General features: G+C 68.2%; 27 protein-coding genes. 13 read left to right on the top strand and 14 right to left on the bottom strand.

All coding sequences use genetic code 11. The features are described from left to right. Nucleotides 1-29: 29 nt before the first annotated feature. The 7 genes from GFK26_RS24190 to GFK26_RS24160 all read left to right on the top strand — a co-directional run bounded on the left by GFK26_RS24190 (nucleotide 30) and on the right by GFK26_RS24160 (nucleotide 6,728). Nucleotides 30-722, top strand: coding sequence for an alpha/beta fold hydrolase (locus GFK26_RS24190; protein WP_228121763.1), 693 nt, complete (start codon nucleotides 30-32; stop codon nucleotides 720-722). Beyond that, nucleotides 719-2,308, top strand: coding sequence for an ABC transporter ATP-binding protein (locus GFK26_RS24185; RefSeq protein WP_153284205.1), 1,590 nt, complete (start codon nucleotides 719-721; stop codon nucleotides 2,306-2,308). Before GFK26_RS24190 ends, GFK26_RS24185 begins: the two co-directional genes overlap by 4 nt. After that, on the top strand, nucleotides 2,308-3,372 hold the full coding sequence (locus GFK26_RS24180) for an ABC transporter permease (protein ID WP_194274141.1): 1,065 nt from the start codon (nucleotides 2,308-2,310) through the stop codon (nucleotides 3,370-3,372). The genes GFK26_RS24185 and GFK26_RS24180 overlap by 1 nt, the downstream gene beginning before the upstream one ends. 125 nt (nucleotides 3,373-3,497) lie before the next feature. Continuing rightward, nucleotides 3,498-4,421 (top strand): ABC transporter permease, encoded by a 924-nt coding sequence (locus tag GFK26_RS24175; protein ID WP_099789232.1) that lies wholly within the window; start codon nucleotides 3,498-3,500, stop codon nucleotides 4,419-4,421. A 1-nt stretch (nucleotide 4,422) separates the two neighbouring features. Next, nucleotides 4,423-4,893, top strand: a complete 471-nt coding sequence (locus GFK26_RS24170) for a hypothetical protein (RefSeq protein WP_228121762.1) — start codon at nucleotides 4,423-4,425, stop codon at nucleotides 4,891-4,893. 27 nt (nucleotides 4,894-4,920) lie between these two features. Beyond that, nucleotides 4,921-6,201, top strand: a complete 1,281-nt coding sequence (locus GFK26_RS24165; RefSeq protein ID WP_153284203.1) for an amidohydrolase family protein — start codon at nucleotides 4,921-4,923, stop codon at nucleotides 6,199-6,201. 17 nt (nucleotides 6,202-6,218) lie between these two features. Further along, nucleotides 6,219-6,728, top strand: a complete 510-nt coding sequence (locus GFK26_RS24160; protein ID WP_153284202.1) for a DinB family protein — start codon at nucleotides 6,219-6,221, stop codon at nucleotides 6,726-6,728. A 10-nt stretch (nucleotides 6,729-6,738) separates the two neighbouring features. Here the strand turns inward: GFK26_RS24160 and GFK26_RS24155 are convergent, their stop codons facing one another. From GFK26_RS24155 to GFK26_RS24125, 7 genes are all read right to left on the bottom strand, one after another. After that, nucleotides 6,739-7,230 (bottom strand): RidA family protein, encoded by a 492-nt coding sequence (locus GFK26_RS24155; protein ID WP_153284201.1) that lies wholly within the window; start codon nucleotides 7,228-7,230, stop codon nucleotides 6,739-6,741. A gap of 86 nt (nucleotides 7,231-7,316) precedes the next feature. Further along, nucleotides 7,317-7,637: a non-heme iron oxygenase ferredoxin subunit gene (locus GFK26_RS24150; protein ID WP_056580656.1), complete on the bottom strand. Its 321-nt coding sequence runs from the start codon at nucleotides 7,635-7,637 to the stop codon at nucleotides 7,317-7,319. A gap of 17 nt (nucleotides 7,638-7,654) precedes the next feature. Continuing rightward, on the bottom strand, nucleotides 7,655-8,620 hold the full coding sequence (locus GFK26_RS24145) for a Bug family tripartite tricarboxylate transporter substrate binding protein (protein ID WP_153284200.1): 966 nt from the start codon (nucleotides 8,618-8,620) through the stop codon (nucleotides 7,655-7,657). Beyond that, on the bottom strand, nucleotides 8,617-8,985 hold the full coding sequence (locus GFK26_RS24140; protein WP_101491655.1) for a chorismate mutase: 369 nt from the start codon (nucleotides 8,983-8,985) through the stop codon (nucleotides 8,617-8,619). Before GFK26_RS24140 ends, GFK26_RS24145 begins: the two co-directional genes overlap by 4 nt. A gap of 9 nt (nucleotides 8,986-8,994) precedes the next feature. Then, entirely contained in the window at nucleotides 8,995-9,477 is a 483-nt protein-coding gene (locus tag GFK26_RS24135; RefSeq protein WP_153284199.1) for an aromatic-ring-hydroxylating dioxygenase subunit beta, read from the bottom strand. Further along, the gene (locus tag GFK26_RS24130; protein ID WP_153284198.1) at nucleotides 9,474-10,733 is read right to left on the bottom strand and encodes an aromatic ring-hydroxylating dioxygenase subunit alpha; all 1,260 of its coding nucleotides are present in this window, start codon (nucleotides 10,731-10,733) and stop codon (nucleotides 9,474-9,476) included. Before GFK26_RS24130 ends, GFK26_RS24135 begins: the two co-directional genes overlap by 4 nt. A 27-nt stretch (nucleotides 10,734-10,760) precedes the next feature. Continuing rightward, a complete protein-coding gene (locus GFK26_RS24125) occupies nucleotides 10,761-11,750 on the bottom strand; it encodes a 2Fe-2S iron-sulfur cluster-binding protein (RefSeq protein WP_153284197.1) in 990 nt (329 codons plus the stop codon). Between the two features lie 131 nt (nucleotides 11,751-11,881). Here GFK26_RS24125 and GFK26_RS24120 point away from each other — a divergent pair, with 131 nt between their 5' ends. Then, complete coding sequence (locus GFK26_RS24120) at nucleotides 11,882-12,802, top strand: LysR family transcriptional regulator (RefSeq protein ID WP_153284196.1); 921 nt, start codon at nucleotides 11,882-11,884, stop codon at nucleotides 12,800-12,802. On the opposite strand, the gene GFK26_RS24115 is transcribed toward GFK26_RS24120, so the two are convergent. Continuing rightward, complete coding sequence (locus tag GFK26_RS24115; protein ID WP_153284195.1) at nucleotides 12,799-13,425, bottom strand: 2'-5' RNA ligase family protein; 627 nt, start codon at nucleotides 13,423-13,425, stop codon at nucleotides 12,799-12,801. The two genes, GFK26_RS24120 and GFK26_RS24115, sit on opposite strands and share 4 nt — an antisense overlap. Nucleotides 13,426-13,591: 166 nt before the next feature. Here GFK26_RS24115 and GFK26_RS24110 point away from each other — a divergent pair, with 166 nt between their 5' ends. Beyond that, nucleotides 13,592-14,203, top strand: coding sequence for a porin family protein (locus tag GFK26_RS24110; protein WP_194273945.1), 612 nt, complete (start codon nucleotides 13,592-13,594; stop codon nucleotides 14,201-14,203). Between the two features lie 61 nt (nucleotides 14,204-14,264). Here the strand turns inward: GFK26_RS24110 and guaA are convergent, their stop codons facing one another. The 4 genes from guaA to guaB form a co-directional block, all read right to left on the bottom strand. Beyond that, nucleotides 14,265-15,881 carry a glutamine-hydrolyzing GMP synthase gene (gene guaA, locus GFK26_RS24105; protein ID WP_099789265.1) on the bottom strand — a complete coding sequence of 539 codons (1,617 nt, stop codon included), beginning with the start codon at nucleotides 15,879-15,881 and terminating at the stop codon, nucleotides 14,265-14,267. 11 nt (nucleotides 15,882-15,892) lie between these two features. Then, nucleotides 15,893-16,327: a type II toxin-antitoxin system VapC family toxin gene (locus GFK26_RS24100; protein ID WP_194273944.1), complete on the bottom strand. Its 435-nt coding sequence runs from the start codon at nucleotides 16,325-16,327 to the stop codon at nucleotides 15,893-15,895. Continuing rightward, nucleotides 16,324-16,572 carry a type II toxin-antitoxin system Phd/YefM family antitoxin gene (locus GFK26_RS24095; protein ID WP_099789267.1) on the bottom strand — a complete coding sequence of 83 codons (249 nt, stop codon included), beginning with the start codon at nucleotides 16,570-16,572 and terminating at the stop codon, nucleotides 16,324-16,326. The genes GFK26_RS24100 and GFK26_RS24095 overlap by 4 nt, the downstream gene beginning before the upstream one ends. A 166-nt stretch (nucleotides 16,573-16,738) precedes the next feature. Then, complete coding sequence (gene guaB / locus GFK26_RS24090) at nucleotides 16,739-18,208, bottom strand: IMP dehydrogenase (protein ID WP_099789269.1); 1,470 nt, start codon at nucleotides 18,206-18,208, stop codon at nucleotides 16,739-16,741. A 128-nt stretch (nucleotides 18,209-18,336) separates the two neighbouring features. Between guaB and GFK26_RS24085 the strand changes: the two genes are divergently transcribed. Further along, nucleotides 18,337-18,852, top strand: a complete 516-nt coding sequence (locus GFK26_RS24085; protein WP_153284193.1) for a DUF4124 domain-containing protein — start codon at nucleotides 18,337-18,339, stop codon at nucleotides 18,850-18,852. An 18-nt stretch (nucleotides 18,853-18,870) separates the two neighbouring features. Here the strand turns inward: GFK26_RS24085 and GFK26_RS24080 are convergent, their stop codons facing one another. Beyond that, entirely contained in the window at nucleotides 18,871-19,218 is a 348-nt protein-coding gene (locus GFK26_RS24080; RefSeq protein ID WP_153284192.1) for an RnfH family protein, read from the bottom strand. Beyond that, entirely contained in the window at nucleotides 19,218-19,664 is a 447-nt protein-coding gene (locus GFK26_RS24075) for a type II toxin-antitoxin system RatA family toxin (protein ID WP_119551899.1), read from the bottom strand. Before GFK26_RS24075 ends, GFK26_RS24080 begins: the two co-directional genes overlap by 1 nt. A gap of 62 nt (nucleotides 19,665-19,726) precedes the next feature. Between GFK26_RS24075 and smpB the strand changes: the two genes are divergently transcribed. From smpB to GFK26_RS24060, 3 genes are all read left to right on the top strand, one after another. Continuing rightward, a complete protein-coding gene (gene smpB / locus GFK26_RS24070) occupies nucleotides 19,727-20,203 on the top strand; it encodes an SsrA-binding protein SmpB (RefSeq protein WP_101491670.1) in 477 nt (158 codons plus the stop codon). Nucleotides 20,204-20,387: 184 nt separating this feature from the next. Further along, nucleotides 20,388-20,906: an RNA polymerase sigma factor gene (locus GFK26_RS24065; RefSeq protein WP_153284191.1), complete on the top strand. Its 519-nt coding sequence runs from the start codon at nucleotides 20,388-20,390 to the stop codon at nucleotides 20,904-20,906. Nucleotides 20,907-20,921: 15 nt separating this feature from the next. Then, the gene (locus GFK26_RS24060) at nucleotides 20,922-21,746 is read left to right on the top strand and encodes an anti-sigma factor family protein (protein WP_153284190.1); all 825 of its coding nucleotides are present in this window, start codon (nucleotides 20,922-20,924) and stop codon (nucleotides 21,744-21,746) included. The last annotated feature ends 24 nt before the right edge of the window (nucleotides 21,747-21,770 follow it).

The following is a 21,770-nucleotide window of genomic DNA, read 5'->3' as shown; positions in this document are numbered from 1 at the left end:
GGCCCCTTCGTCTTGTGTTGCTGCCGGGCATGGACGGCACTGGCGATCTCTTCGCGCCGCTGGCGCAGGCCCTAGGAGCGCATGCCTCCATCGACGTCGTGCGCTACCCGGGCCAGCAAGTGCTGGGCTACGACGAACTCGAACCGCTCGTGCGTGCGCAACTGCCCACGCAAGAGCCCTTCGTGCTGCTCGGCGAATCGTTTTCCGGGCCGCTGGCCATCTCCATCGCGGCCTCGCGCCCGCCGGGGCTGCAAGGCCTTATCCTGTGCTGCAGCTTCGCGCGCCGGCCCGCGCTTGGCCTCGCGTTGATGCGCGCGGGCCTGCTCGAGCTGTCGATGCGCCTGCTGCATTCGAAGCTGATGCGCGCGCCGATGCGGCACCTGCTGCTGGGTGGCTCGTCGGCGCCGCACCTGTCGGACATGCTCCAGGCCTCGCTGAAGCAGGTGTCGGTCGCCGTCATGACCCGCCGCATGAAGGAAGTGCAGCGCGTCGACGTGCGCGACAAGCTGCCGCTGGTGCGGGTGCCCGCGATGTACCTGCAGGCGCTGCAGGACCGCGTGGTGCCGCGCCGCGCGGCAGCGGCCATCCAGCGCGGGCTGTCGGCGCTGCACCTCGTGCAGCTCGACGGCCCCCACGGCCTGCTGCAGGCCTCGCCCGTTGCCTCCGCCCGGGCCATCGAAAATTTCTGTCGCGGTCTGTCGCCGCAACCTGTGTCCCCATGAACCCCACCGTGCTTCGCCTCCAGGGCATCACCAAGCGTTTCGGCCCCCTCGTGGCCAACGACGCCATCTCTCTCGACCTGCAGGCCGGCGAAGTGCTCGCGCTGCTCGGCGAGAACGGCGCCGGCAAGTCGACGCTGATGTCGATCCTGTTCGGCCACTACGTCGCCGACGAAGGCCGCATCGAAGTGTTCGGCTCTGCCCTGCCGCCCGGCAACCCCAAGGCCGCGCTCGCCGCCGGCGTGGGCATGGTGCACCAGCACTTCACGCTGGCCGACAACCTCAGCGTGCTCGACAACGTGATGATGGGCACCGAGCCGCTGTGGCGCCCGCGCTCGCGCCGCGCCGCCGCCCGCGCGCGGCTGCTCGAGGTCGCCCAGCGCTTCGGCCTGCCGGTGCAGCCCGACGCGACCATCGGCAGTCTTTCGGTCGGCGAGCGCCAGCGCGTGGAAATTCTCAAGGCGCTGTACCGCGGCGCGCGCATCCTGATCCTCGATGAGCCCACGGCCGTGCTCACGCCGCAGGAGAGTGAAGCGCTGTTCGCCACGCTCGCGCAGATGGTGGCGCAGGGCCTGTCGGTGATCTTCATCAGCCACAAGCTCGGCGAGGTGCTGCGGGTGTCGCAGCGCATCGCGGTGCTGCGCGGCGGCAAGCTCGTGGCCGAGGCGCGCACGGCCGACACCACGCAGGCGCAGCTCGCGCTGTGGATGGTCGGCCATGCGGTCGAAGCGCCGCAACGCCGGCCTGCGAAATCGGTGGGCGACGCGGTCTGCGTGCTCGACCATGTGAGTACCGCGTCGGCAAAAGACGGTGGGCAGGACCGCCTGCGCGAGGTGTCGCTCACGCTGCGCGCCGGCGAGATCACCGCCATCGCGGGCGTCTCGGGCAACGGCCAGGTCGCGCTCGCCGAGCTGCTGAGCGGCACGCGCCGCGCCGTCTCCGGCACCGCGCAGTTCATGGGCCGCGCGCTGCCGCCCTCGCCCGCCCGGCTGGTGCAGCGTGGCGTGGCGCGCATCCCCGAAGACCGCCACGCGGTCGGCGTGGTCGGCGATTTGCCGGTGTGGGAGAACGCCGTGTCCGAGCGGCTGCGCAGCCCGGTGTTCTCGCGCTGGTCGTTCATCGTGCGGCGTGCGGCCGCGCGGCTGCATGCCCGGCGCATCGAGAAAGCCTTCGACGTGCGCGGCGCCGGCCTCATGGCGCCGGCTCGTTCGCTCTCGGGCGGCAACATGCAGAAACTGATCCTGGGGCGGGCGCTGCTGGCGCCCGAGCCAATGGAACAAGACACCGACAACAAGAAGTACCCGAACCGCGCACCGCGCCTCATCGTCGCGCACCAGCCGACCTGGGGCCTGGACATCGGCGCCGTCGCCTACGTGCAGCAGCAGCTCATCGCCGCGCGCGATGCCGGCGCGGCGGTGCTGGTGATCTCGGACGACCTCGACGAAGTGCTCGCGCTCGGCGACCGCGTGGCCGTGGTGCACGGCGGCCACCTCGGCGAAGCGCGCCCCGCCGCGGCGTGGACGCGCGAGGCCATCGGCCTGGCGATGGCCGGCGCCACCGCGCCACAACGCCCGGGAGCCGCCGCATGATGCGCCTCGAACGACGCCACGAAAGCTCACGCATCGCGCTGGTACTGGCGCCCATCGGCGCGGTGCTGTTCACGCTGCTGGTGAGCGCGCTGCTCGTGCGCTGGGCCGGCGCGCCGGTCGGCCGCACCTACGCGCTGCTGCTGCAGGGCGGCTTCGGCTCGGTGTTCGCGTGGAGCGAAACACTGACGCGCGCGATTCCGCTGATCCTCACCGGCCTGGCCGCCACCGTCGCCTTCAAGGCGCGGCTCTTCAACATCGGCGCCGAGGGGCAGCTGTTCGCGGGCGCGCTCGCCGCCGTGGCCGTGGGCGGCATGCACGGCGGCACGGGCTTCGAACTGTCGCCGTGGCTGCTGTTCCCGCTGATGATGCTGGCCGCCGCGGTGGCCGGTGCGCTGATGCTGCTGGGCCCGGCGCTCATGAAGAACAAGCTCGGTGTCGACGAAGTGGTGACCACGCTGCTCATCAATTTCATCGTGCTGCTCGGCGTGTCGGCATTGCTCGACGGGCCGATGAAAGACCCGACGGCGATGGGCTGGCCGCAGAGCGTGTCGCTGCAGCCTGACCTTGAGCTGGGCAAGCTCATCGCGCAGACGCGCGTGCACACCGGGCTGCTGTGGGCCGTGTCGCTCGCAGTGTGCGTGTGGGCGATCTTCAAGTACACGGTGCTGGGTTTCGACATCCGCGCCGTCGGCGCCAATGCGCGCGCCGCGGCCTTCGCCGGCGTGCCGGTGACGCGCACCGTGGTCATGGTCGCGCTGCTCTCGGGTGCGCTGGCCGGGCTGGCCGGCGCCATCGAGGTGGCGGGCCGCACCAGCTACGTCACGCTCGACATGTCGCCGGGCTACGGCTACACCGGCATCGTGATCGCGATGCTCGCCGGCCTGCATCCGCTGGGCGTGATCGCCGCCGGCGTGTTCGTGGCCGGCGTGCTGGTCGGTGCCGACACCATGAGCCGCGCCGTGGGCGTGCCGACCTACATCGCCGACGTGATCGTCGCGGCCTCGCTGATCGCGGTGCTGGTGGCGACGCTGCTCACGCAGTACCGCGTGCGGGTGGCCAAATGACGGCGCCCATGATTTCGGTCTTGCCCCTTCCCCTTCCGGGGGAAGGCTGGGATGGGGGCAACGGCCTCCACATCGAGCGCCGCGTGCCCCACCCGGCCCTCCCAGCGGGGAGGGAGAAACTCCCCATGACCGATCTGCTCGACATTCTTTCCAACCCCGCCTTCTGGGTCGCGGTGCTGCGCATCGCCACGCCGCTCATCCTCGGCACGCTGGGCGTCCTGTTGTGCGAACGCGCGGGCGTGCTCAACCTCGGCATCGAAGGGATCATGGTCGCGGGCGCCTTCACCGGCTGGCTCGCGGTGTACGCTGGCGCGCCGCTGTGGGCCGGCGTCGGCGTGGCCGCGCTCACGGGCATGGTGTTCGGCCTGCTGCACGCCTTCCTGACCGTCGGGCTCGCGCTGTCGCAGCACGTCTCGGGGCTGGGCATCACGCTGCTGGCGACGGCGCTGAGCTACTTCGGCTACCGCGTGAGCTTTCCGAAGGTGAACACGCCGCCGACCATCACGCCCTTCGCGCCGATGGACTGGCTGCCCGTGCCCATCCTCAACGCACAGACCGCGCTCACGCTGTTCGCGCTGCTGCTGGTGCCGGCCGTGGCCTGGGTGCTGTACCGCACGCCGCTCGGCCTGGCGCTGCGCATGGTGGGCGAGAACCCGCAGGCGGCCGAGAGCCAGGGCGTGTCGGTCGCGGCCACGCGCACCGGCGCCATCGTGGCGGGCTCGGCGCTGATGGGCGTGGCGGGCGCGTTCCTCACGCTGTCGGCTTTCAACGCCTTCTTCTTCAACATGGTGAACGGGCGGGGATGGATCTGCGTGGCGCTGGTGGTGTTCGCGTCGTGGCGGCCCGGCAAGGCCCTGCTCGGCGCGCTGCTGTTCGCGTTCTTCGACGCACTGCAGCTGCGGCTGCAACAATCGGGCGATGCCGTGCTGCCTTACCAGCTGTACCTGATGCTGCCCTACCTGCTGTCGATCCTGGCGCTGGTGCTGGTGGCCCGCAAGGCCAGCTACCCGCAGGCGCTGATGAAACCCTATCGCAAGGGGGAACGCTGACATGCCAATGACGCTGCGCCGCCTCCGTCGCCTGCTGGCCGCCACGCTGCTCGCCATGGCCGGCAGCGGCGCCCATGCACTCGGTGCCGACTACGGCGCCGAGCGCTTCGCCACCCACGATGCCGTCACCTGGGTGCAGACCTGCGGCACCTGGGGCCCCGACCACCACGGCACCTACCGCGTGATCCACGCCGAAGCCTTCGCGCAATCGTTCCTCTACGTGCAGTGGATGGCGCGCGGCGAGGCCGACCGCAACTACAGCCTGTACGCCGTGCACACCACCGCCATCGCCGAGCTCGACAACGACCACGCAGAGATTTCACTGAGCGACCTGACCTGCCGCGCCACGCCGCGCGGCATCGTGGTGACCGCCAAGGCCGACGCGGGCCACGACGACAAGCTGCGCCGCGTGACCATCGAGGTCGGGCCGGCGCCTGGACAGTACCGCTTCCGCGCGCAACGTACGCGCTGAACGCCACCTCAAAAAAGACACCCACCGATGCTCGACCTCCTCATCACCAACGCCACCCTCCCCGACGGCCGCACCGGCATGTCGGTCGCCGTGCAGGACGGCCGCATCGCCGAGGTCACGCCCGGCCTCGCCGCGCCCGCGCACGAAACGCTCGATGCGCAAGGCCTGCTGCTCTCGCCGCATTTCGTCGACCCGCATTTCCACATGGACGCCACGCTGAGCTACGGCCAGCCGCGCGTCAACCAGAGCGGCACGCTGCTCGAAGGCATTGCGCTGTGGGGCGAGCTCAAGCCGCTGCTCACGGCCGATGCGCTCATCGAACGCGCGCTCGCGTACTGCGACTGGGCCGTGGCCAAGGGCCTGCTGGCGATCCGCTCGCACGTGGACACGAGCGACCCCAGCCTGCTCGCGGTCGATGCGCTGCTCGAGGTGAAGCGCCAGGTGGCGCCGTACCTCGACCTGCAGCTGGTCGCGTTTCCGCAAGATGGCGTGCTGCGCTCGCCGGGTGGCGTCGACAACCTCACGCGCGCGCTCGACAAGGGTGTCGACGTGGTCGGTGGCATTCCGCATTTCGAGCGCTCCATGGCCGACGGTGCCGCCAGCGTGAAGCTGCTGTGCGAGCTGGCCGCCGAGCGCGGCAAGCTGGTCGACATGCACTGCGACGAGTCGGACGACCCGCTCTCGCGCCACATCGAGACCCTGGCCTCGGAGACGCTGCGCCTGGGCCTGCAAGGCCGCGTGACGGGCTCGCACTGCACGTCGATGCACTCGATGGACAACTACTACGTGAGCAAGCTGCTGCCGCTCATCGCCGAGAGCGGCGTGAGCGTGGTGTCGAACCCGCTCATCAACATCACGCTGCAGGGCCGCCACGACAGCTACCCCAAGCGCCGCGGCATGACGCGCGTGCCCGAGCTGCTGGCGGCCGGCGTCAACGTCGCCTTCGGCCACGACTGCGTGATGGACCCGTGGTACGGCATGGGCTCGGGCGACATGCTCGAGGTGGCCCACATGGGCCTGCACGTGGCGCAGATGACCGGCCAGGCCGGCATCCACCAGTGCTTCGAAGCCGTGACCACGCGCGCGGCGCGCGTGATGCACCTGGACGGCTACGGCCTTGAAGCCGGCTGCGACGCCAGCTTCGTGCTGCTGCAGGCGCGCGACCCGGTCGAGGCCATCCGCCTGCGCGCGACGCGGCTCAAGGTGTTCCGCAAGGGCCGGCTGCTGGCCGAGACACCCGCGGCCACCGCCGCGCTGCACCTGCCGGGACGCGGCGACCGCACGCGCTGGATGCTCGGCGAACATTGAGTCGAAGGAGTTCGGACATGAGCGCCTCCCCCCTGCTGCGCACGCTGTTCCAGTACCACGCGTGGGCCAACGACGAATTGCTGGACCGCATGGCCAGCCTCGACCCCGTGCAGCACGCGGACGCCCGCCATGCCGCGATCCGCGTGGTCAACCATGCCCATGTGGTGAACCGGATCTTCGCGGGCCATCTCACGGGCACGCCTCACGGCTTCACCGACGACAACACGCCCGAAACGCCCGCGCTGGCCGAGTTGCGCGCGGCCGTGGCCGAGTCCGATCGCTGGTACCTCGCCTATCTGGACACGCTCACGCCGGCGCTATTGGCAGAGTCGGTGCCCTTCGTGTTCACCGACGGCGACAAGGGCTGCATGACGCGCGAAGAGATGCTGGCGCACGTCATGACGCACAACGGCTACCACCGGGGAGAAGCCGGCCGGCTGCTCGCGCAATGCGCGGTGCGCCCGCCGCGCGACACGCTGGCGGTGCACCTGCACCGCAGCGAACCCGCGCGCCGCGAGCGCGGCTGACGCAGCAGGCTCAGGCCGCGTGCGTGGTCGCGACGGTCATCTCGACCTCGACCGTCGCGTTCTTCGGCAGCGCATAGACGCCGACCGCCGTGCGCACATGCACGCCGGCCTCGCCGAACACGCGGTGCAGCAGGTCGGACGCGGCATCGGCCACCTCGCTCTGCTGCGTGAAGTCGGCCGTGCACTGCACGAAGACGCCGACGCGCAGCACCTTCTCGACCGCATCGAGCGAACCGAGCGCCCGGCGCAGCAACGCGAGGCTGCGCAGTGCGCAGATCTGGGCGCCTTCGCGCGCGGTGTCGAGCGACACGGCATCGCCCACGCGGCCGGTGACGACCACGGTGGTGCCCACGCGCGGCACCTGGCCGCTGAGATAAACGGTGCGGCCGTCGCGCACCAGCGGCACGTAGTGGCCGCCGGCCAGGATCTCGCCGTCGAAGCGGTGGCCCAGCTCGGCGGCGATGTGGTCAGCGATCTGGTCGCGGCTGTGTGGTTCTGTCATCGGATGTCCAGGAAAACGGGCCTCGATTGTCGCCAACCGGTCCCGTGCGAACAGAGACAGATCGCCCCCGCAGGAGGCAGAACAGTTCAGCCCTCGAACGCCAGAAACACCCGCCCGCCCTCGATCTTCACCGGATAGGTGCGCAGGTCTTCCGTGAGCGGCGCGCACATGGCCTTGCCGCTGCGCACGTCGAAACGGCCCTGGTGCAGCGGGCATTCGATCTCGTGGCCTTCGAGAAAACCATCGCACAGCCGCGCATGGCCGTGCGTGCAGATGTTGTCGGTGGCGTGGATGCCGTCGTCGGTGCCGTACAGCGCGATGTCGCGCCCCTGCACCTCGATGCCGACCACGTCGTCGGCGGGAACGTCGTCGACCGCCGCGGCGTCAACCCAGGTCATCGTGCTCATCGTGTGTTCCCTTTTTTTCAATCAGGCTTGAGGCCGGCGCGGTCGATCACAGGCTTCCAGCGGCGCAGTTCCTCGTCCATGAACTTCGACAAGCCTTCGGGCGTGCTGCCCACGGGGTCGAAGTACGCGGTCTGCAGGCGCTTGACGGTTTCGGGGTCTTTCAGCGTGGCAGCGATCTCACGGCTCATGCGCTGCACCACGTCGTTCGGCGTGCCCTTGGGCGCCATGTAGGCGAACCACGGCACGGCCTGAATGTCGGGCAGGCCCGATTCGCGCAACGTGGGCAGGTCGGGCAGCAGCGCCGATCGCTCGGCCGAGGTGACGGCCAGCGCCTTGATGCGCCCGGCCTTGACCTGCGGCATCACCGTGACCGGCGGCAGGCAGGCGTACTGCACGTCGCCCTGCACGATGGCCGTGACGGCCTGGCCCGACGACGCGTACGGAATGTGCACCGCGAACGACTGCGTCCTGGCCTTGATGAGTTCCACACCCAGGTGCGAGATCGAGCCGTTGCCGGTCGAGGCGAAGTTGAACTTGCCGGGGTTCTTCTTCATCGCGGCGAGCCAGCCCTTGACCGAATCGACGCCCATCGAATTCGAGACCGCGCAGACGTTCGGCGTGGTCGCGGCCAGCGACACCGGCACGAGGTCCTTGAACGGGTCGTACGGCAGGTTCTTGTAGAGGATCGTGTTGTAGACCAGCGGTGCGTTCACCGACAGCAGAAAGGTGTAGCCGTCGGGCTGCGCCTTCGAGACCGTGTCGGTGCCGCTGTTGCCGCCCGCGCCGGGCTTGTTCTCGACGATCAGCGGCTGGCCGATGCGCGCCGCGAGCTGGTCGTTGACGATGCGCGCCAGGATGTCGGGCGACGAGCCCGCCGCGAACGGCACCACGATGCGCACGGGGCGTTGCGGCCACTCCTGCGCATGGGCAGCCGCGGCCATCGCCACGGCGGTGAAGGCGACGAAGAGGCGTGCGCGCGTCATGGCTGCACCTCCACGTCGGCCATGCCCAGATGGTCCTGCTGCTCGCGCGCGATGAAGCCCGCGATGAGCGCGCGGTAGGCGGCCTCGACCACCTCCGGGTAGGCGCCCTCCTTTTCGGCCAGCGCCTTCACCTTGTCGATCACTTCCTGCTGGCGCTGCGGCGCCGACACCTGAAAGGCATCGCGCTTGAAGCGCGCCGCGTCCTTCACGTAGCGGCCGCGCTCGGCCAGCAGCGCGACGATCTGGCGGTCGAGCCGGTCGATGTTCTCGCGCACCTCGGCGAGGTTGGCGCACAGCGGCACGTAGGCCGGGTCGGTGAAGCGGCGCAGCGGCGCACCGTGGGTCTCTGGTTCTTTTTCTGGCATGGCTGGGTTTCAGATGGGATAGATGATGGAGTTCGGGATCATTTCGCTGTCGAACACACAGAGGCGCGACGCGAACTTCAAGCCTTCAGGCGTCGGCACGACCTTGTCGATGTAGCGCCCCACATTGAACACGGTCGAGGGCCCGTCGAGCTTGGTGCGGAACACCGCGTAGTTGGCCTCGCTGTGAATGGCGCCGTCATCGTCGACACGGTGCACCAGCGGCAGGCCCACCACGTGGCGCTGGTAGTACGGGTCGTGGAACAGCGTCTCCTTGATGCCGTAGACGCGGTCTTCGAGCATGCCGCGGCTCTCGAACGAGAGCGTGGCCAGCGGCAGGCCGCGCTCGTGGTTTTCTCGCGGCTGCAGGCGGTAGCTGCACGCTTCGGTGAAGAACGCGGGCCACAGGTCCCAGTCGCCCGAATCGACGGCGTGCGCATACGCCGCGTACAGGCGCGACAGGTCGAGGTAGGTGGAAGCGTCGAGCGTGTTCATGCGGCCTCCATGACCTCGCGCCAGTAGCGGTACATGCCGCGGATGAGGGTCTCGGTCACCATGTGATCGGTGTTCTCGACCTCGCGCCCGCCGAGTTCGGCCAGCGTGCGGTGAAACGGCTTCTGCTCGAAGCCTTCCTGCGAGAACTCGATCACCTCGCCGTCGTCGGCCGACACGAAGCCCGCGGGGCCGAACAGGTTGGCCTGGCGCAGGCGGCGCTGCGTCATCTCAGGCGTGTCGTCTTCGAAGCCGAAGTGCGTCCAGACGAAATCGAAGGCGTCGTGGCCCACGGGCTGGATGTGGCGCGTCGACACGCTGTTGACCTGCTGCTGCAGGATCAAGCTGGGGAACAGCGTCATCATCACCGCCGTCGGCCCGCCCCACCAGGGCTCGGGCACGATGTCCAGAAAGCGCGGGTCCTTGAGCTGCATGCTCTCCTTGAAGCTCGAGACCTGCGTCACCTGCGCGGCCTTGCCGGCGCTGCCGCGCGTGGAGATCATCGCGGCGTGGCGGCCGTGCGCGTCCATCTTCAGCTCCGACTTGTTGTCGGCGCGCCAGAGCCCGAAGGTCACGAACCAGGTGTGCAGCAGGCCGGGGTGGTACGGGTCCTTGATGTTCTCCTGCATGAGCTTCCAGTTGCCCGGAATGCGCTGGCGGCTGTAGCCCAGGATGGTGAGCTTGCGGCCGTCGAACAGGCGGTCGAAATAATGAAGGATGTCGGGGCCGAGAAAGTCCTCGAACGACTCGATGTCGTGGTCGAACGACGCAAACACCACGCCGCCGCGCGAGGCCACCTTGAGCTTGGTGAGCCCATGGTCCTCGGTCTTGAAGTCGGCCGGCATGCCGCCGTGCACCTTGCCGTCCTGCTTCACGCCGCGGCGGAACGGCACGCCCTGCAGGTCGCCCTTCAGCGTGTAGTTCCACTGGTGGTAGGGGCAGACAAACTCTTTCTTGTTGCCGTGGCGCTCGCGGCAGAACTGCATGCCGCGGTGGGCGCAGACGTTCTCGAACACGTGGATGGCGCCGGCCTCGTCACGCGACAGGATGACCGAGCGCTCGCCGATGGCGGTGCGCTTGAAGTCGCCCGGGTTCGGGATCTCGGCCTCCAGGCCGACGTAGCACCAGTGCTTGTCGTAGAAGAAGCGCTGCAGCTCCTTCTTGTGCAGCGCCTCGTCGGTGTAGGCCATGAAGGGAATGCGGCTGGTCTTATCGCTTTCCCAGCGCAATTCGATGGGGAAGACGGCTTGCGTGGTCATCGGGTCTCCTTTTCTTGTGTCTGTTCTTCAGGTGCCTTGCAGGTAGAAGGCATCGGCATGCGTCTGCTCGGGCGCCAGGCCGTGCGCCTGCACCAGCCGGCTCGCAGCCTCCACCATCGGCGGCGAGCCGCAGAGGTAGGCGCGCCAGCCGTCGAGCCCCGCAGGCAGGTCGGCGCGGATCGCGTCGGTGATGAGCCCCAGCCGCTGGCCGTCGCGCGCGGGCCCGGCGACCACCACCACGTGCACCTTCAGGCCCGGGTGCTGCGCCTGCAGCTCGCGCAGCTCGGGCAGGCCGTACACGTCGGCATCGGAACGCACGCCGAGGTAGACATGGATCGGCTGCATCAGCCCCGCGGCGACCGCGCCGCGCACGATGGACAGGATGGGTGCGAGCCCCGTGCCGCCCGCCGCGCAGAGCATCGGCCCGCGGTGCTTGGTGCGCAAATAGGCGGTGCCCAGCGGGCCGCTCACGCGCACGGTGTCGCCCACGCGCAGCTGCTCGAAGATGTGGGCGGTGACGCGGCCACCCGGCACGCGGCGCACATGAAATTCAAGCTCCGCGTCGCGGCTCAGCCCGGCCATCGAATACGGCCGCGCCAGCTCGGGGCCGAACTGCAGCTGCGCGTACTGCCCCGGCGAAAACTCCAGCGGCTTGTTGGGCTTGAGGCGCAGGCGGCGGATGTCGTGCGTGAGCACGTCGATGCCCGTGACCGTGGCCTTGAGCACGCGCGCCGGGTGCACCACGACCTCGTCGGGCTCGGGAATCTCGATGGTGCAGCTTTCGGTCAGCGTGCTCTGGCAGGCCAGCACGTAGCGCTCGCCCTGCCCGTCGGGCCGGATCGCGTTCTGGCCGCCGTCGAGCAGCTGGCCCGACACCACCTTGCAGCGGCAGGTGCCGCAGCGCCCCGACATGCAGCTGTACGACACCGGCACCTGGTGCTCGCGCAGCACCTCGAGCAGGTTCGCGCCGGGGCGGACCTCGAGGGTGCGGGCAAGGGGGTGAATGTGCAGGTCCATCGTCGGGCTCTCTTTTTGGCGCCGGTGGCAGGCCCGGCTTGTCTCTGGGAACGGATGATGCGCGGCGCCTGAAAATTGACCAATAGAATCTGGTGAATCGGCTGTATCACCATCGTGAATAAAGGTGCGCCATGCAACTCAAGGACATCGACCTCAACCTGCTGCTGGTGTTCGACCGCATGCTGGCCGAGAAGCGCGTGTCGGCCGTGGCCGCATCGCTGGGCCTCTCGCAGCCCGCCATCAGCAACGCGCTGGCGCGCCTGCGCAAGCTGCTGGGCGACGAGCTTTTTCTGCGCACCGCGCGCGGCATGGAGCCCACGCCCTTCGCGCTGCAGCTGGCCGAGCCGGTCGCCTACGCCATGGGTGCACTGCACACGGCGCTCAACCAGCAGGTGGTGTTCGACCCCGCCACGAGCACGCGCAGCTTCACGCTCGCGATGACCGACATCGGCGAGATCTACTTCACGCCGCGGCTCATGGAAACGCTCTCGGCCGCCGCGCCGGGCGTGACCATCAGCACGCTGCGCAACAACACCGCGACCAACCTGCGCGACGAGCTGGAGGCCGGCCAGGTCGACATTGCCATCGGCCTGCTGCCGCAACTCAAGTCGGGCGTGTTCCAGCGCCGGCTGTTCCTGCAGCGCTACGTGTGCCTGTTCTCCGGCACACATCCGCTGGCGCGCAAGCGCAGCGTGTCACTGAAAGACTTCAGCGCGGCCGACCACGTGCAGGTGCAGGCCGCCGGCACGGGCCATGGCAAGGCCGACGACGTGATGGCGGCGCAAGGCATCCAGCGCCGCATCCGGCTCAAGGTGCCGCACTTCGTGGCCATCGGCCACATCCTGCAGTCGAGCGAAATGATCGCGACCGTACCCGAGCGCCTGGCCCGCAGCATCGCCGAGCCCTTCGGCCTCGTGTGGCGACCGCACCCCGTGGCGCTGCCGCAGATCGCGATCAACCTGTTCTGGCACGCGAAGGTGCACCGCGACCCGGGCAACCAGTGGCTGCGCGGGCTGCTGTTCGACACCTTTGCGGACGACGACGGCGCTTAGGCGGCCACCTCGGCGGGCCAGCGGCCCAGCACCTCGTGCACGCCCTCGCCCACGTGGCTGTCGATGAGCACCAGTGAATGGGCGGTCCACCGGGCGGGCGCTTCGAGCGCGTGCTTTTCGAGCTTGCGCCGCGCATAGGCGACGGTCATGTGCGGCGTGAACGCGCGCGAGGGCTTCAGGCCGACATCGGCCAGCGCTTCGCCCAGGCGTTGCCTGAATTCCCGCAACGCCGCGACGTTGGCTTCGTCGTCGGCGCACAGCACCAGCGCGCCCTTGGCGTAACTCATGGATCTTTCGAAAACGACGTCGAGTGCCGGCACGCGCACTGCGGCGGCGGCACTCGACGCCTGGGCCACCTTGTCGGCCGGCACCTGGTCGTGGTCGCCGAGGTCGAACAGCGTGACATGCAGGCGCTGCGCCTCGACCACCGTGCCCTTCAGGGCGTGTTGAGAGTTCATGCGCTCGCCGAGCGCGGCGATCGTCGCGGCGTCTTGCGTGTCGGGGAGCAGTGCGAAGAAAAGCGAGTGCGGCAGCGGCGCCTTGCGAGGTGCCTTGGTGCCGCGCGGTCGCGGCAGGTGCCGCGGCGGGGGATCGATTCCGGGAAGAAGAAGCTGGGCTGACATGCCTCGATCATCGCCCATGGCAAGGGCCCTTCATGAGACCTTCAGCAAACGCGAAGCCCGTCTTCAGCTTGGTTTTTGAGAATCGTCGGACGGTGGCGGCAAGGCGAACAACGACACGCCGTTCATCCACGCATTCATTCAATCAATCAACCCACAGGATTTCATCTTGACGAAAACGCAAGCCCGCCTCGCACTCGCAGCCCTCTGCCTCGGCACCGCCGCCATCGGCGCCCAAGCCGCCGGTCTCGACAAGGACACCGGGCTGTATGTCGGCGGCGCCATCGGCCGCTCCAGCTACAGCCTGTCGTCCTCGAAGAACCACGTGCCCGTGCCATGGGGCGGCCAGAAGGCCAACAAGAGCGGCACCGCCTACAAGCTGTACGGCGGCTACCGCCTGACCGAACACTTCGGCGTGGAAGCCGGCTACGCCCGCCTCGGCCGCGTGAGCCAGTGGAGTTCGAACTACGGTGGCTCCAAACTGCAGACCGGCACCGGCCAGGTCTTCTACGCGGCCGCCACCGCCCGCATGCCGCTGGGCGACGCCTTCGCCGTCAACGGCCGCCTCGGCGTGGCACGCGGACGCATCTCCGGCGACAGCAACTGGGCCCCGGCCAACCAGCGCCTCTCGGGCACCAGCACGGGCCTGATGGTCGGTGTCGGCGCCGAGTACCGCATGACGCAGAACCTCGCGATCACGGCGGACTACGACTACTTCGGCAAGCTGTCGAAGCAGGCGAAGGGCGGGATGTTCACGGTGGGGTTGAAGGCGAGCTTCTGATCGACGGGTCACCCGCCAAAGAAGAAAGGCGCCTTGCGGCGCCTTTCTTCTTTTCAGGAGTTCACTCCCACTCGATCGTCGCCGGCGGCTTGCTCGACACGTCGTAGGTCACGCGGTTGATGCCGCGCACCTCGTTGATGATGCGGCCCGACACCTTCTTGAGCAGCGCGTACGGCAGTTCGGCCCAGTCGGCGGTCATGAAGTCGCTGGTCTGCACGGCGCGCAGTGCGACGACGTAGTCGTAGGTGCGGCCGTCGCCCATCACGCCCACGCTCTTCACGGGCAGGAACACGGTGAAGGCCTGGCTCGTGAGGTCGTACCAGCTCTTGCCGGTTTCGTCCTTGAAGTTGCGCAGCTCCTCGATGAAGATCGCGTCGGCGCGGCGCAGGAGGTCGGCGTATTCCTTCTTCACTTCGCCCAGGATGCGAACGCCCAGGCCGGGGCCGGGGAACGGATGGCGGTACACCATCTCGGGCGGCAGCCCGAGGGCCACGCCGAGCTCGCGCACTTCGTCCTTGAACAGGTCGCGCAGCGGTTCGAGCAGCTTGAGGCCGAGCTGTTCGGGCAGGCCGCCCACGTTGTGGTGGCTCTTGATGGTGACGGCCTTCTTGCTCTTGGCGCCGCCCGATTCGATGACGTCGGGGTAGATCGTGCCTTGCGCGAGGAACGTGGCGCCCTTGTGGCCGCCGTCGCCGGCCTTGAGCTTGGCGGCCTCCTGCTTGAACACGGTAACGAACTCGCCGCCGATGATCTTGCGCTTGGCTTCGGGGTCGCTCACGCCGGCGAGCTTGCCGAGGAACAGATCGCTGGCATCGACGCGAATGACCTTCGCGTGCAGCTTGCCTTCGAACATCTCCATGACCATGTCGCCTTCATTCAGGCGCAACAGGCCGTGGTCGACGAACACGCAGGTCAGCTGGTCGCCGATGGCGCGGTGAATGAGCGCGGCCGCCACGCTCGAATCAACACCGCCCGACAGGCCGAGGATGACTTCTTCGTCGCCCACCTGCTCGCGGATCTTCTGCACGGCTTCGGCGATGTGATCGCGCATGACCCAGTCGGGCTTGGCTTCGCAGATGCCGAGCACGAAGCGGTCGATGATGGCCTTGCCCTGCACGGTGTGGGTGACTTCGGGGTGGAACTGCAGCGCGTAGTAGCGGCGCGCCTCGTCGGCCATGCCGGCGATGGGGCAGCTGTCGGTGCTGGCCATGAGCTTGAAGCCGGGCGGCAGCTCGGTGACCTTGTCGCCGTGGCTCATCCACACGTTGAGCATGCCGTGGCCTTCAGGCGTGGTGAAGTCGGCGATGTCCTTCAGCAGCGCGGTGTGGCCATGGGCGCGCACGGCCGCGAAGCCGAACTCGCGCTTGTGGCCGCCCTCGACCTTGCCGCCGAGCTGGTGCGCCATGGTCTGCATGCCGTAGCAGATGCCAAGCACCGGAATGCCGAGGTCGAACACGGCTTGCGGGCACTTGTCGGTGGTCTCTTCGTACACGCTGGCGTGGCTGCCCGAAAGAATCACGCCCTTGAGGTGGCCGTCCGCCGCGTACTCGCGCACCCATTCGTCGGTGACGTCGCAGGGATGCACTTCGCTGAGCACATGCGCTTCGCGCACGCGGCGTGCGATGAGCTGGGTGACTTGCGAGCCGAAGTCGAGGATGAGGATCTTGTCGTGTTGCATGGCGAAAGGACTCAGAGCGTTGAAATGTCGAACAGCTTGACGCCCGCTTGCGGCGCCGCCTGGATGAGGTGCTCGTCGAAGGTGGCGAGCGGAAGATTGAGCGACTTGGCGAGCCAGAGATAGCCCGCATCGTAGAGCGAGACGCCCGCGTCGATGGCGACGGCGAGCACGGCCTTGTGCTGGGCCGGCGCGAGGTCGTGCAGCTCCACGCGATGGCGGATGGCGTCGAGCACGCTCCACAGGCCTTCGACGGCCGACGCCGGGATGCGGCCGCTGCGCACGCCGTTGGCGAGGATGTTGGCGCACTCCCATTGCCAGGCATTGGGCGCCTGCGGCTCGACCTCGTCGCGGCGGATGGCGGCGTAGAGCCTGCGGGTGTGTTCGCTGGCCTGGTCGGGCAGCAGCCAGGCGGCGGTGACCGAGGCGTCCATGACGAAAGCGGTCATGGCTGGCGTCCTTGGTTCAGGAGCTCGCGGGTCGTGGGGCCGGGCTGGATGGTGGCGTGCAGCGCGTCGATCTGCCCGAGCTCGCGGGCGATCTGCTCGTCGGTGATGACGGGCTTGCGGCGCACCGGCAGCATGCGCACGACTTCCTTGCCGTGGCGGGTAATGCGAACCTCTTCGCCCTTTTCGACCGAGTCGATCAGGGCCGAGAAGTTGTTCTTGGCTTCAGCGATACCGATGGATTGCATTTGGGCCAGAAATTTTGAATCTGGCCCAAATTCTAAACCGAGTCTGGCCTGACTTTCAAGGTCTGGCCAGATTGGGGTTAAGGCCGGCGCCGGGCCGCCCCAAGGCGGCCTGCGGCCCCCTTGGGGGGCAGCGCCCCACACGCAGTGGGGGCGCGTGGGGGCCACATTACTCTGCGCGGTAGTTCGGCGCTTCCTTGGTGATCTGCACGTCATGGACGTGGCTCTCACGGATGCCGGCCGTGGTGATCTCGACGAACTCGGCCTTGTTCTGCATGTCCTCGATGGTCGCGCAGCCGCAGTAGCCCATGCTGGCACGCACGCCGCCGGCCATCTGGTAGACGATGGAGACGATCGAGCCCTTGTAGGGCACGCGGCCTTCGATGCCTTCGGGCACGAGCTTGTCGGTGTTGGGGTTGCCGGTGGTCGATTCCTGGAAGTACCGGTCGGCACTGCCCTGTTGCATCGCACCGATGGAGCCCATGCCGCGGTAGCTCTTGTAGCTGCGGCCCTGGTACAGCACGATTTCGCCCGGTGCCTCTTCGGTGCCGGCGAACATGCTGCCCATCATGACGGTGCTGGCACCGGCGGCAATCGCCTTGGCGATGTCGCCCGAGTAGCGCACGCCGCCGTCGGAGATCAGCGGAATGCCCGTGCCGTGCAGTGCGGTGGCGACGCTGTCGACCGCCATGATCTGCGGCACGCCCACGCCGGCCACGATGCGGGTGGTACAGATGGAGCCCGGGCCGATGCCGACCTTGACCGCGTCGGCGCCGACGTCGGCCAGCGCACGCGCCGCGTCGCCGGTGGCGATGTTGCCGCCGATGACGTCGACCTGCGGGTAGTTCTTCTTGACCCAGCGCACGCGCTCGATCACGCCGGCGCTGTGGCCGTGCGCGGTGTCGACCACGATGGCGTCGACGCCGGCCTTCACGAGGGCTTCGACGCGCTCTTCGGTGCCGTCACCCACGCCGACCGCCGCGCCCACGCGCAGGCGGCCACTGGCGTCGCGTGCGGCGTTGGGGAAGCTGGTCTGCTTGGTGATGTCCTTGACAGTGATGAGGCCCTTGAGCTCCCAGTCGCTGTTGATGACGAGCAGGCGCTCGAGTTTGTGCTTGTTCAGCAGCGCCTTGGCTTCGGCCAGCGTGGTGCCGTCAGGCACGGTGATGAGCCGGTCGCGCTGCGTCATGATTTCGCTGACGGGCACGTCGTAGCGGTTTTCGAAGCGCAGGTCGCGCCCCGTGACGATGCCGACGACCTTGCCGGCGTCGATCACCGGGAAACCCGAGATGCCGAGCTGGTCGGACAGTGCCATCACCTGGCGCACGGAGTGCGTCGGCGTGATCACCACCGGGTCTCGCAGAACACCCGACTCATAGCGCTTCACGCGGGCCACTTCGGCGGCCTGCTGTTGCGCGGTGAGGTTCTTGTGCACGATCCCGATGCCGCCTTCCTGCGCGATGGCGATCGCGAGGCGGGCTTCGGTCACGGTGTCCATGGCCGCAGAGACGAGCGGCAGGTTCAACGTGATGTTGCGGGAGAACTTGGTGGCGAGGGACGTGTCCTTGGGCAGGACTTGGGAGAATGCTGGCACCAACAACACGTCGTCGAAGGTGAGCGCTTTGCCTAGAAGGCGCATGGGTGAGGCTCCAAAAGACGGATTGTAACGAGGGCTCCGCCCGCTTCGCCGGCACGGGTTTTTTCTGACCGTTGCAAAACCGCCGACTACGGATGTTGCCAAACGTAAGGCGCAGCTAAACTCCGCGCATGAATTTCCTGCATTGGCTGGTATTGGGTTGCGCGTGCGCGCTGCCGCTCTCGGCGAGCGCGCAATGGCAATGGGTCGACAACAGCGGCAAGAAGGTCTTCAGCGACCAGCCGCCGCCCACCGACATCCCCGAGAAAAACATCCTGCGCCGCGCCGGCCCTTCGCCGTCGGCCCGGGCGCCCGCTCCGGTCACGCCGGCGCCTGAGGGAAGCAGCGACGCAGCCGCGGCCCCCAAGGCCGCAGCGCCCAAGCCCACGGGCGTGGACAAGGATCTCGAAGAAAAGACCAAGAAGGCCGAAGCCGAGCAGAAGGCCAAGGAAGCCGCCGAAACGGCAAAGGTCGCCAAGGCCAAGGCCGAGAGCTGTGCCCGCGCACGCGAGGGCAAGGCCACGATCGACAGTGGCATCCGCCTTGCCAAGGTCAACGCCAAGGGCGAGCGCGAAATCATGGACGACGCTGCGCGCGCAGCCGAGCAGAAGCGGGTTCAGTCGGTCATCGACAGCGACTGCAAGTAAGCCGGCGCCGGCAATGGCTCAATAGCCGTCCTTGCCGCCCTTGCGCTTGTTCGCGAACAGCCCTGTGCCACGCGCACCCTGCCGCTGAAAGCGTTCACGCCGCGCCACCTTCGGATCGACCGTGAGCGGACGGCACAGCTCGATGCGGTCACCGTCCTTCAGCGGCTGATCCCACGTTACCGCGCGGCCCCAGACACCGGGCGTCATGGTGTGTCGCCAGTCCAGATCGGGAAAGCGTTGCATGAGGTCGCTGGCCTTCACCGCCTCGCTCACCGCGGTGCCGGGCGCGAGCTGCAGGACCTGCTCGAACACCTCGCGCGCCGCCGGCGAACAGCTCAGCGTGACCTCGATGCGGCTGTCGGCCATCAGCCTTCGCCGTAGACCTGTTCGGCGCGCTTGACGAAGGCTTCGACCAGGCTCGACGCAATGGTGTCGAACACCGGCCCCACCAGGGCCTGCAATGCGAAGTTGCTGAAGCCGTAGCTCATCTGCAGCTCGACACGGCAGGCGCGTTCGCCCTGCTCGCCGACGGGATGGAATTTCCAGGTGCCGTCAAGGTTGGAGAACGGTCCGTCAACCAGCTTCAGCTGGACTTCACGGCCGGGGATGTGGGTGTTGCGGGTGGTGAAACTCTGGTGCAGCCCGGCAAAGGCCAGGCCGACTTCGGCGGTCATGCCGCCTTCGTCCTGCTCGATGACGCGCGACTTGTCGCACCAGGGCAAAAACTGCGGGTACTTCGCCACATCGGTGACGAGCGCGTACATTTCTTCGGCGCTGTACCAGATGAGGACGGACTTGTGGACTGTTTTCATAGAATCGGCACCGCGTGCGCGACGGATTGTATTGAAGCCATGCGCCCCCAACTTCTCGAGCCATGGCCACCAAGAAACAAGACACCTCCTCCCGCATCGCCGACAACAAGAAGGCCGCCTACAACTATTTCTTCGAAGAACGCTTCGAGGCCGGCATGGTCCTCGAGGGTTGGGAAGTCAAATCGCTTCGCGAAGGCAAGGTGCAGCTGACCGACGGCTACGTGGTGATCCGCGACGGCGAGCTGTTCGTTGTGGGCCTGCAGATCAACCCGCTCAAGAGCGCCTCGACGCACGTCAATCCTGACTCGATCCGCACCAAGAAGTTGCTGCTGCACAAGGAAGAGATCAAGCGCCTCGTCGGCAAGGTCGAACAAAAGGGCTACACGCTGGTGCCGCTCAATTTGCACTGGAAGGCCGGCAAGGTGAAGTGCGACATCGCGCTGGCCAAGGGCAAGGCCGAGCACGACAAGCGCGACACCATCAAGGACCGCGAAGGCAAGCGCGAAGTCGAGCGCGCCATGAAGAGCCGCAACCGCTGATTCGTTTTCTTTTCGCGCGCAGGGAATAAAAGACGCCCCCGTGGCGTTTGTGCGGTTGTCGACATCGGACCGTGCCGGTGACGACACCATCGCCCAGGAGTGTTCCATGCCGCCGTTGCCTGCTGTTGTTGTCCGCTCCATTGCCGGGTCTGCCGGGCGCTGAGCCGCCCTGCCATCGCTGCCCATGGACGTCCGCCTGCTGATCGACCACATCCCGAGCTTGCGCCGCTATGCGCGCGCGCTGACGGGCGATGCCTGGGCGGCCGACGACCTGGTGCAGGACACGCTCGAGCGCGCCTGCGGCAAGTGGCGGCTCTGGGTGGTGGGCAGCGACCTGCGCGCCTGGCTCTTCACGGTCATGCACAACCTCTTCGCCAGCCAGGTGCGGCGCCGGCCGCCGCCGCATGCGGTCGTGCCGCTGGACGACGTGGCGCCCGAGCTGCTGCAGGGCGGTTCCGATCCGGGCCGCGACCCGGGCCTCGGGCTCGACCTGCAGCGCTGCCTGATGCAGCTGCCCGAGGAGCAACGCGCCGTGCTGTTGCTGGTGACGCTCGAAGACCTGTCCTACGCCGAGGTGGCAAAAGTGCTCGGCATCCCGATCGGCACCGTGATGTCGCGCCTCTCGCGGGCCCGCCATCGCCTGCAGGAACTGATGGACGGCGCCGCCGCGCCCAGCCGCCCTGGCCTGCGCCGCCTCAAGTGATTTGAAGCTCTCGCCATGAACCGCCCCACCCTGCCCCCTACCGACGACGAGCTGCACGCCTGGGTCGACGGCCAGCTGCCGCCGGAACGCCGTGAAGTGGTCGAGGATGCCATCGCGCGCGATCCGGCCGTGGCGGCCCGCGTGGCAGCCTGGCATGCCCAGCGGGACGCCTTGCGCCGCCTGCATGGCGGTCTGCTCGATGAGCCCGCGCCTGCGCCGCTGATGGGCGTGCTCGAACGGCGTCGTGCCGAGACCGGTCGCTCTGCCCCCTGGCTGCGCTGGGGCGGCATGGCCGCCGGCCTGCTCATCGCCTTCACCGCGGGCTGGCTCGGCAATGCCCAATGGTCGGGCGCGCCGCGCGCCTCTGGCGCGACCTTGGCCCGCGCACCGGCCGTGCGCGAATTCGTCCGCGACGCCTCGGTGGCCCACGTCGTCTACACGCCCGAAAAACGGCACCCCGTCGAAGTGGCCGCCGCCGAGCAGCAGCACCTCGTGCAGTGGCTGTCCAAGCGCCTCGACCATCCGCTCAAGGTGCCCGACCTGTCCCCGCTCGGCTACACGCTGGTCGGCGGGCGCCTGCTGCCCGGCGAAACGGGCGCGCGCGCCCAGCTCATGTTCGAGGATGCGGCGGGCGAACGCATCACGCTCTACATCGGCACGCTCGAGGCGCAGGCCGCGGACGCCGCAGCCTCGCGCGAAACCGCCTTCCGCTTCGCCTCGGACGGCGCCGTGCCGAGCTTTTACTGGATCGACCGGGGGTTCGGCTACGCCGTGGCCGGTCGCCTGCCGCGCGATGCGCTGTTGAGACTCGCGACCCTGGCCTACCGCGAGTTATCGTAGCGACGGCATAAACTGCCGGTTCGC

Source organism: Variovorax paradoxus (assembly GCF_009498455.1).
In the GTDB taxonomy this organism is placed as follows: Bacteria; Pseudomonadota; Gammaproteobacteria; order Burkholderiales; family Burkholderiaceae_C; genus Variovorax; species Variovorax paradoxus_H.
This window is presented reverse-complemented; position numbering and strand designations above follow the sequence as displayed.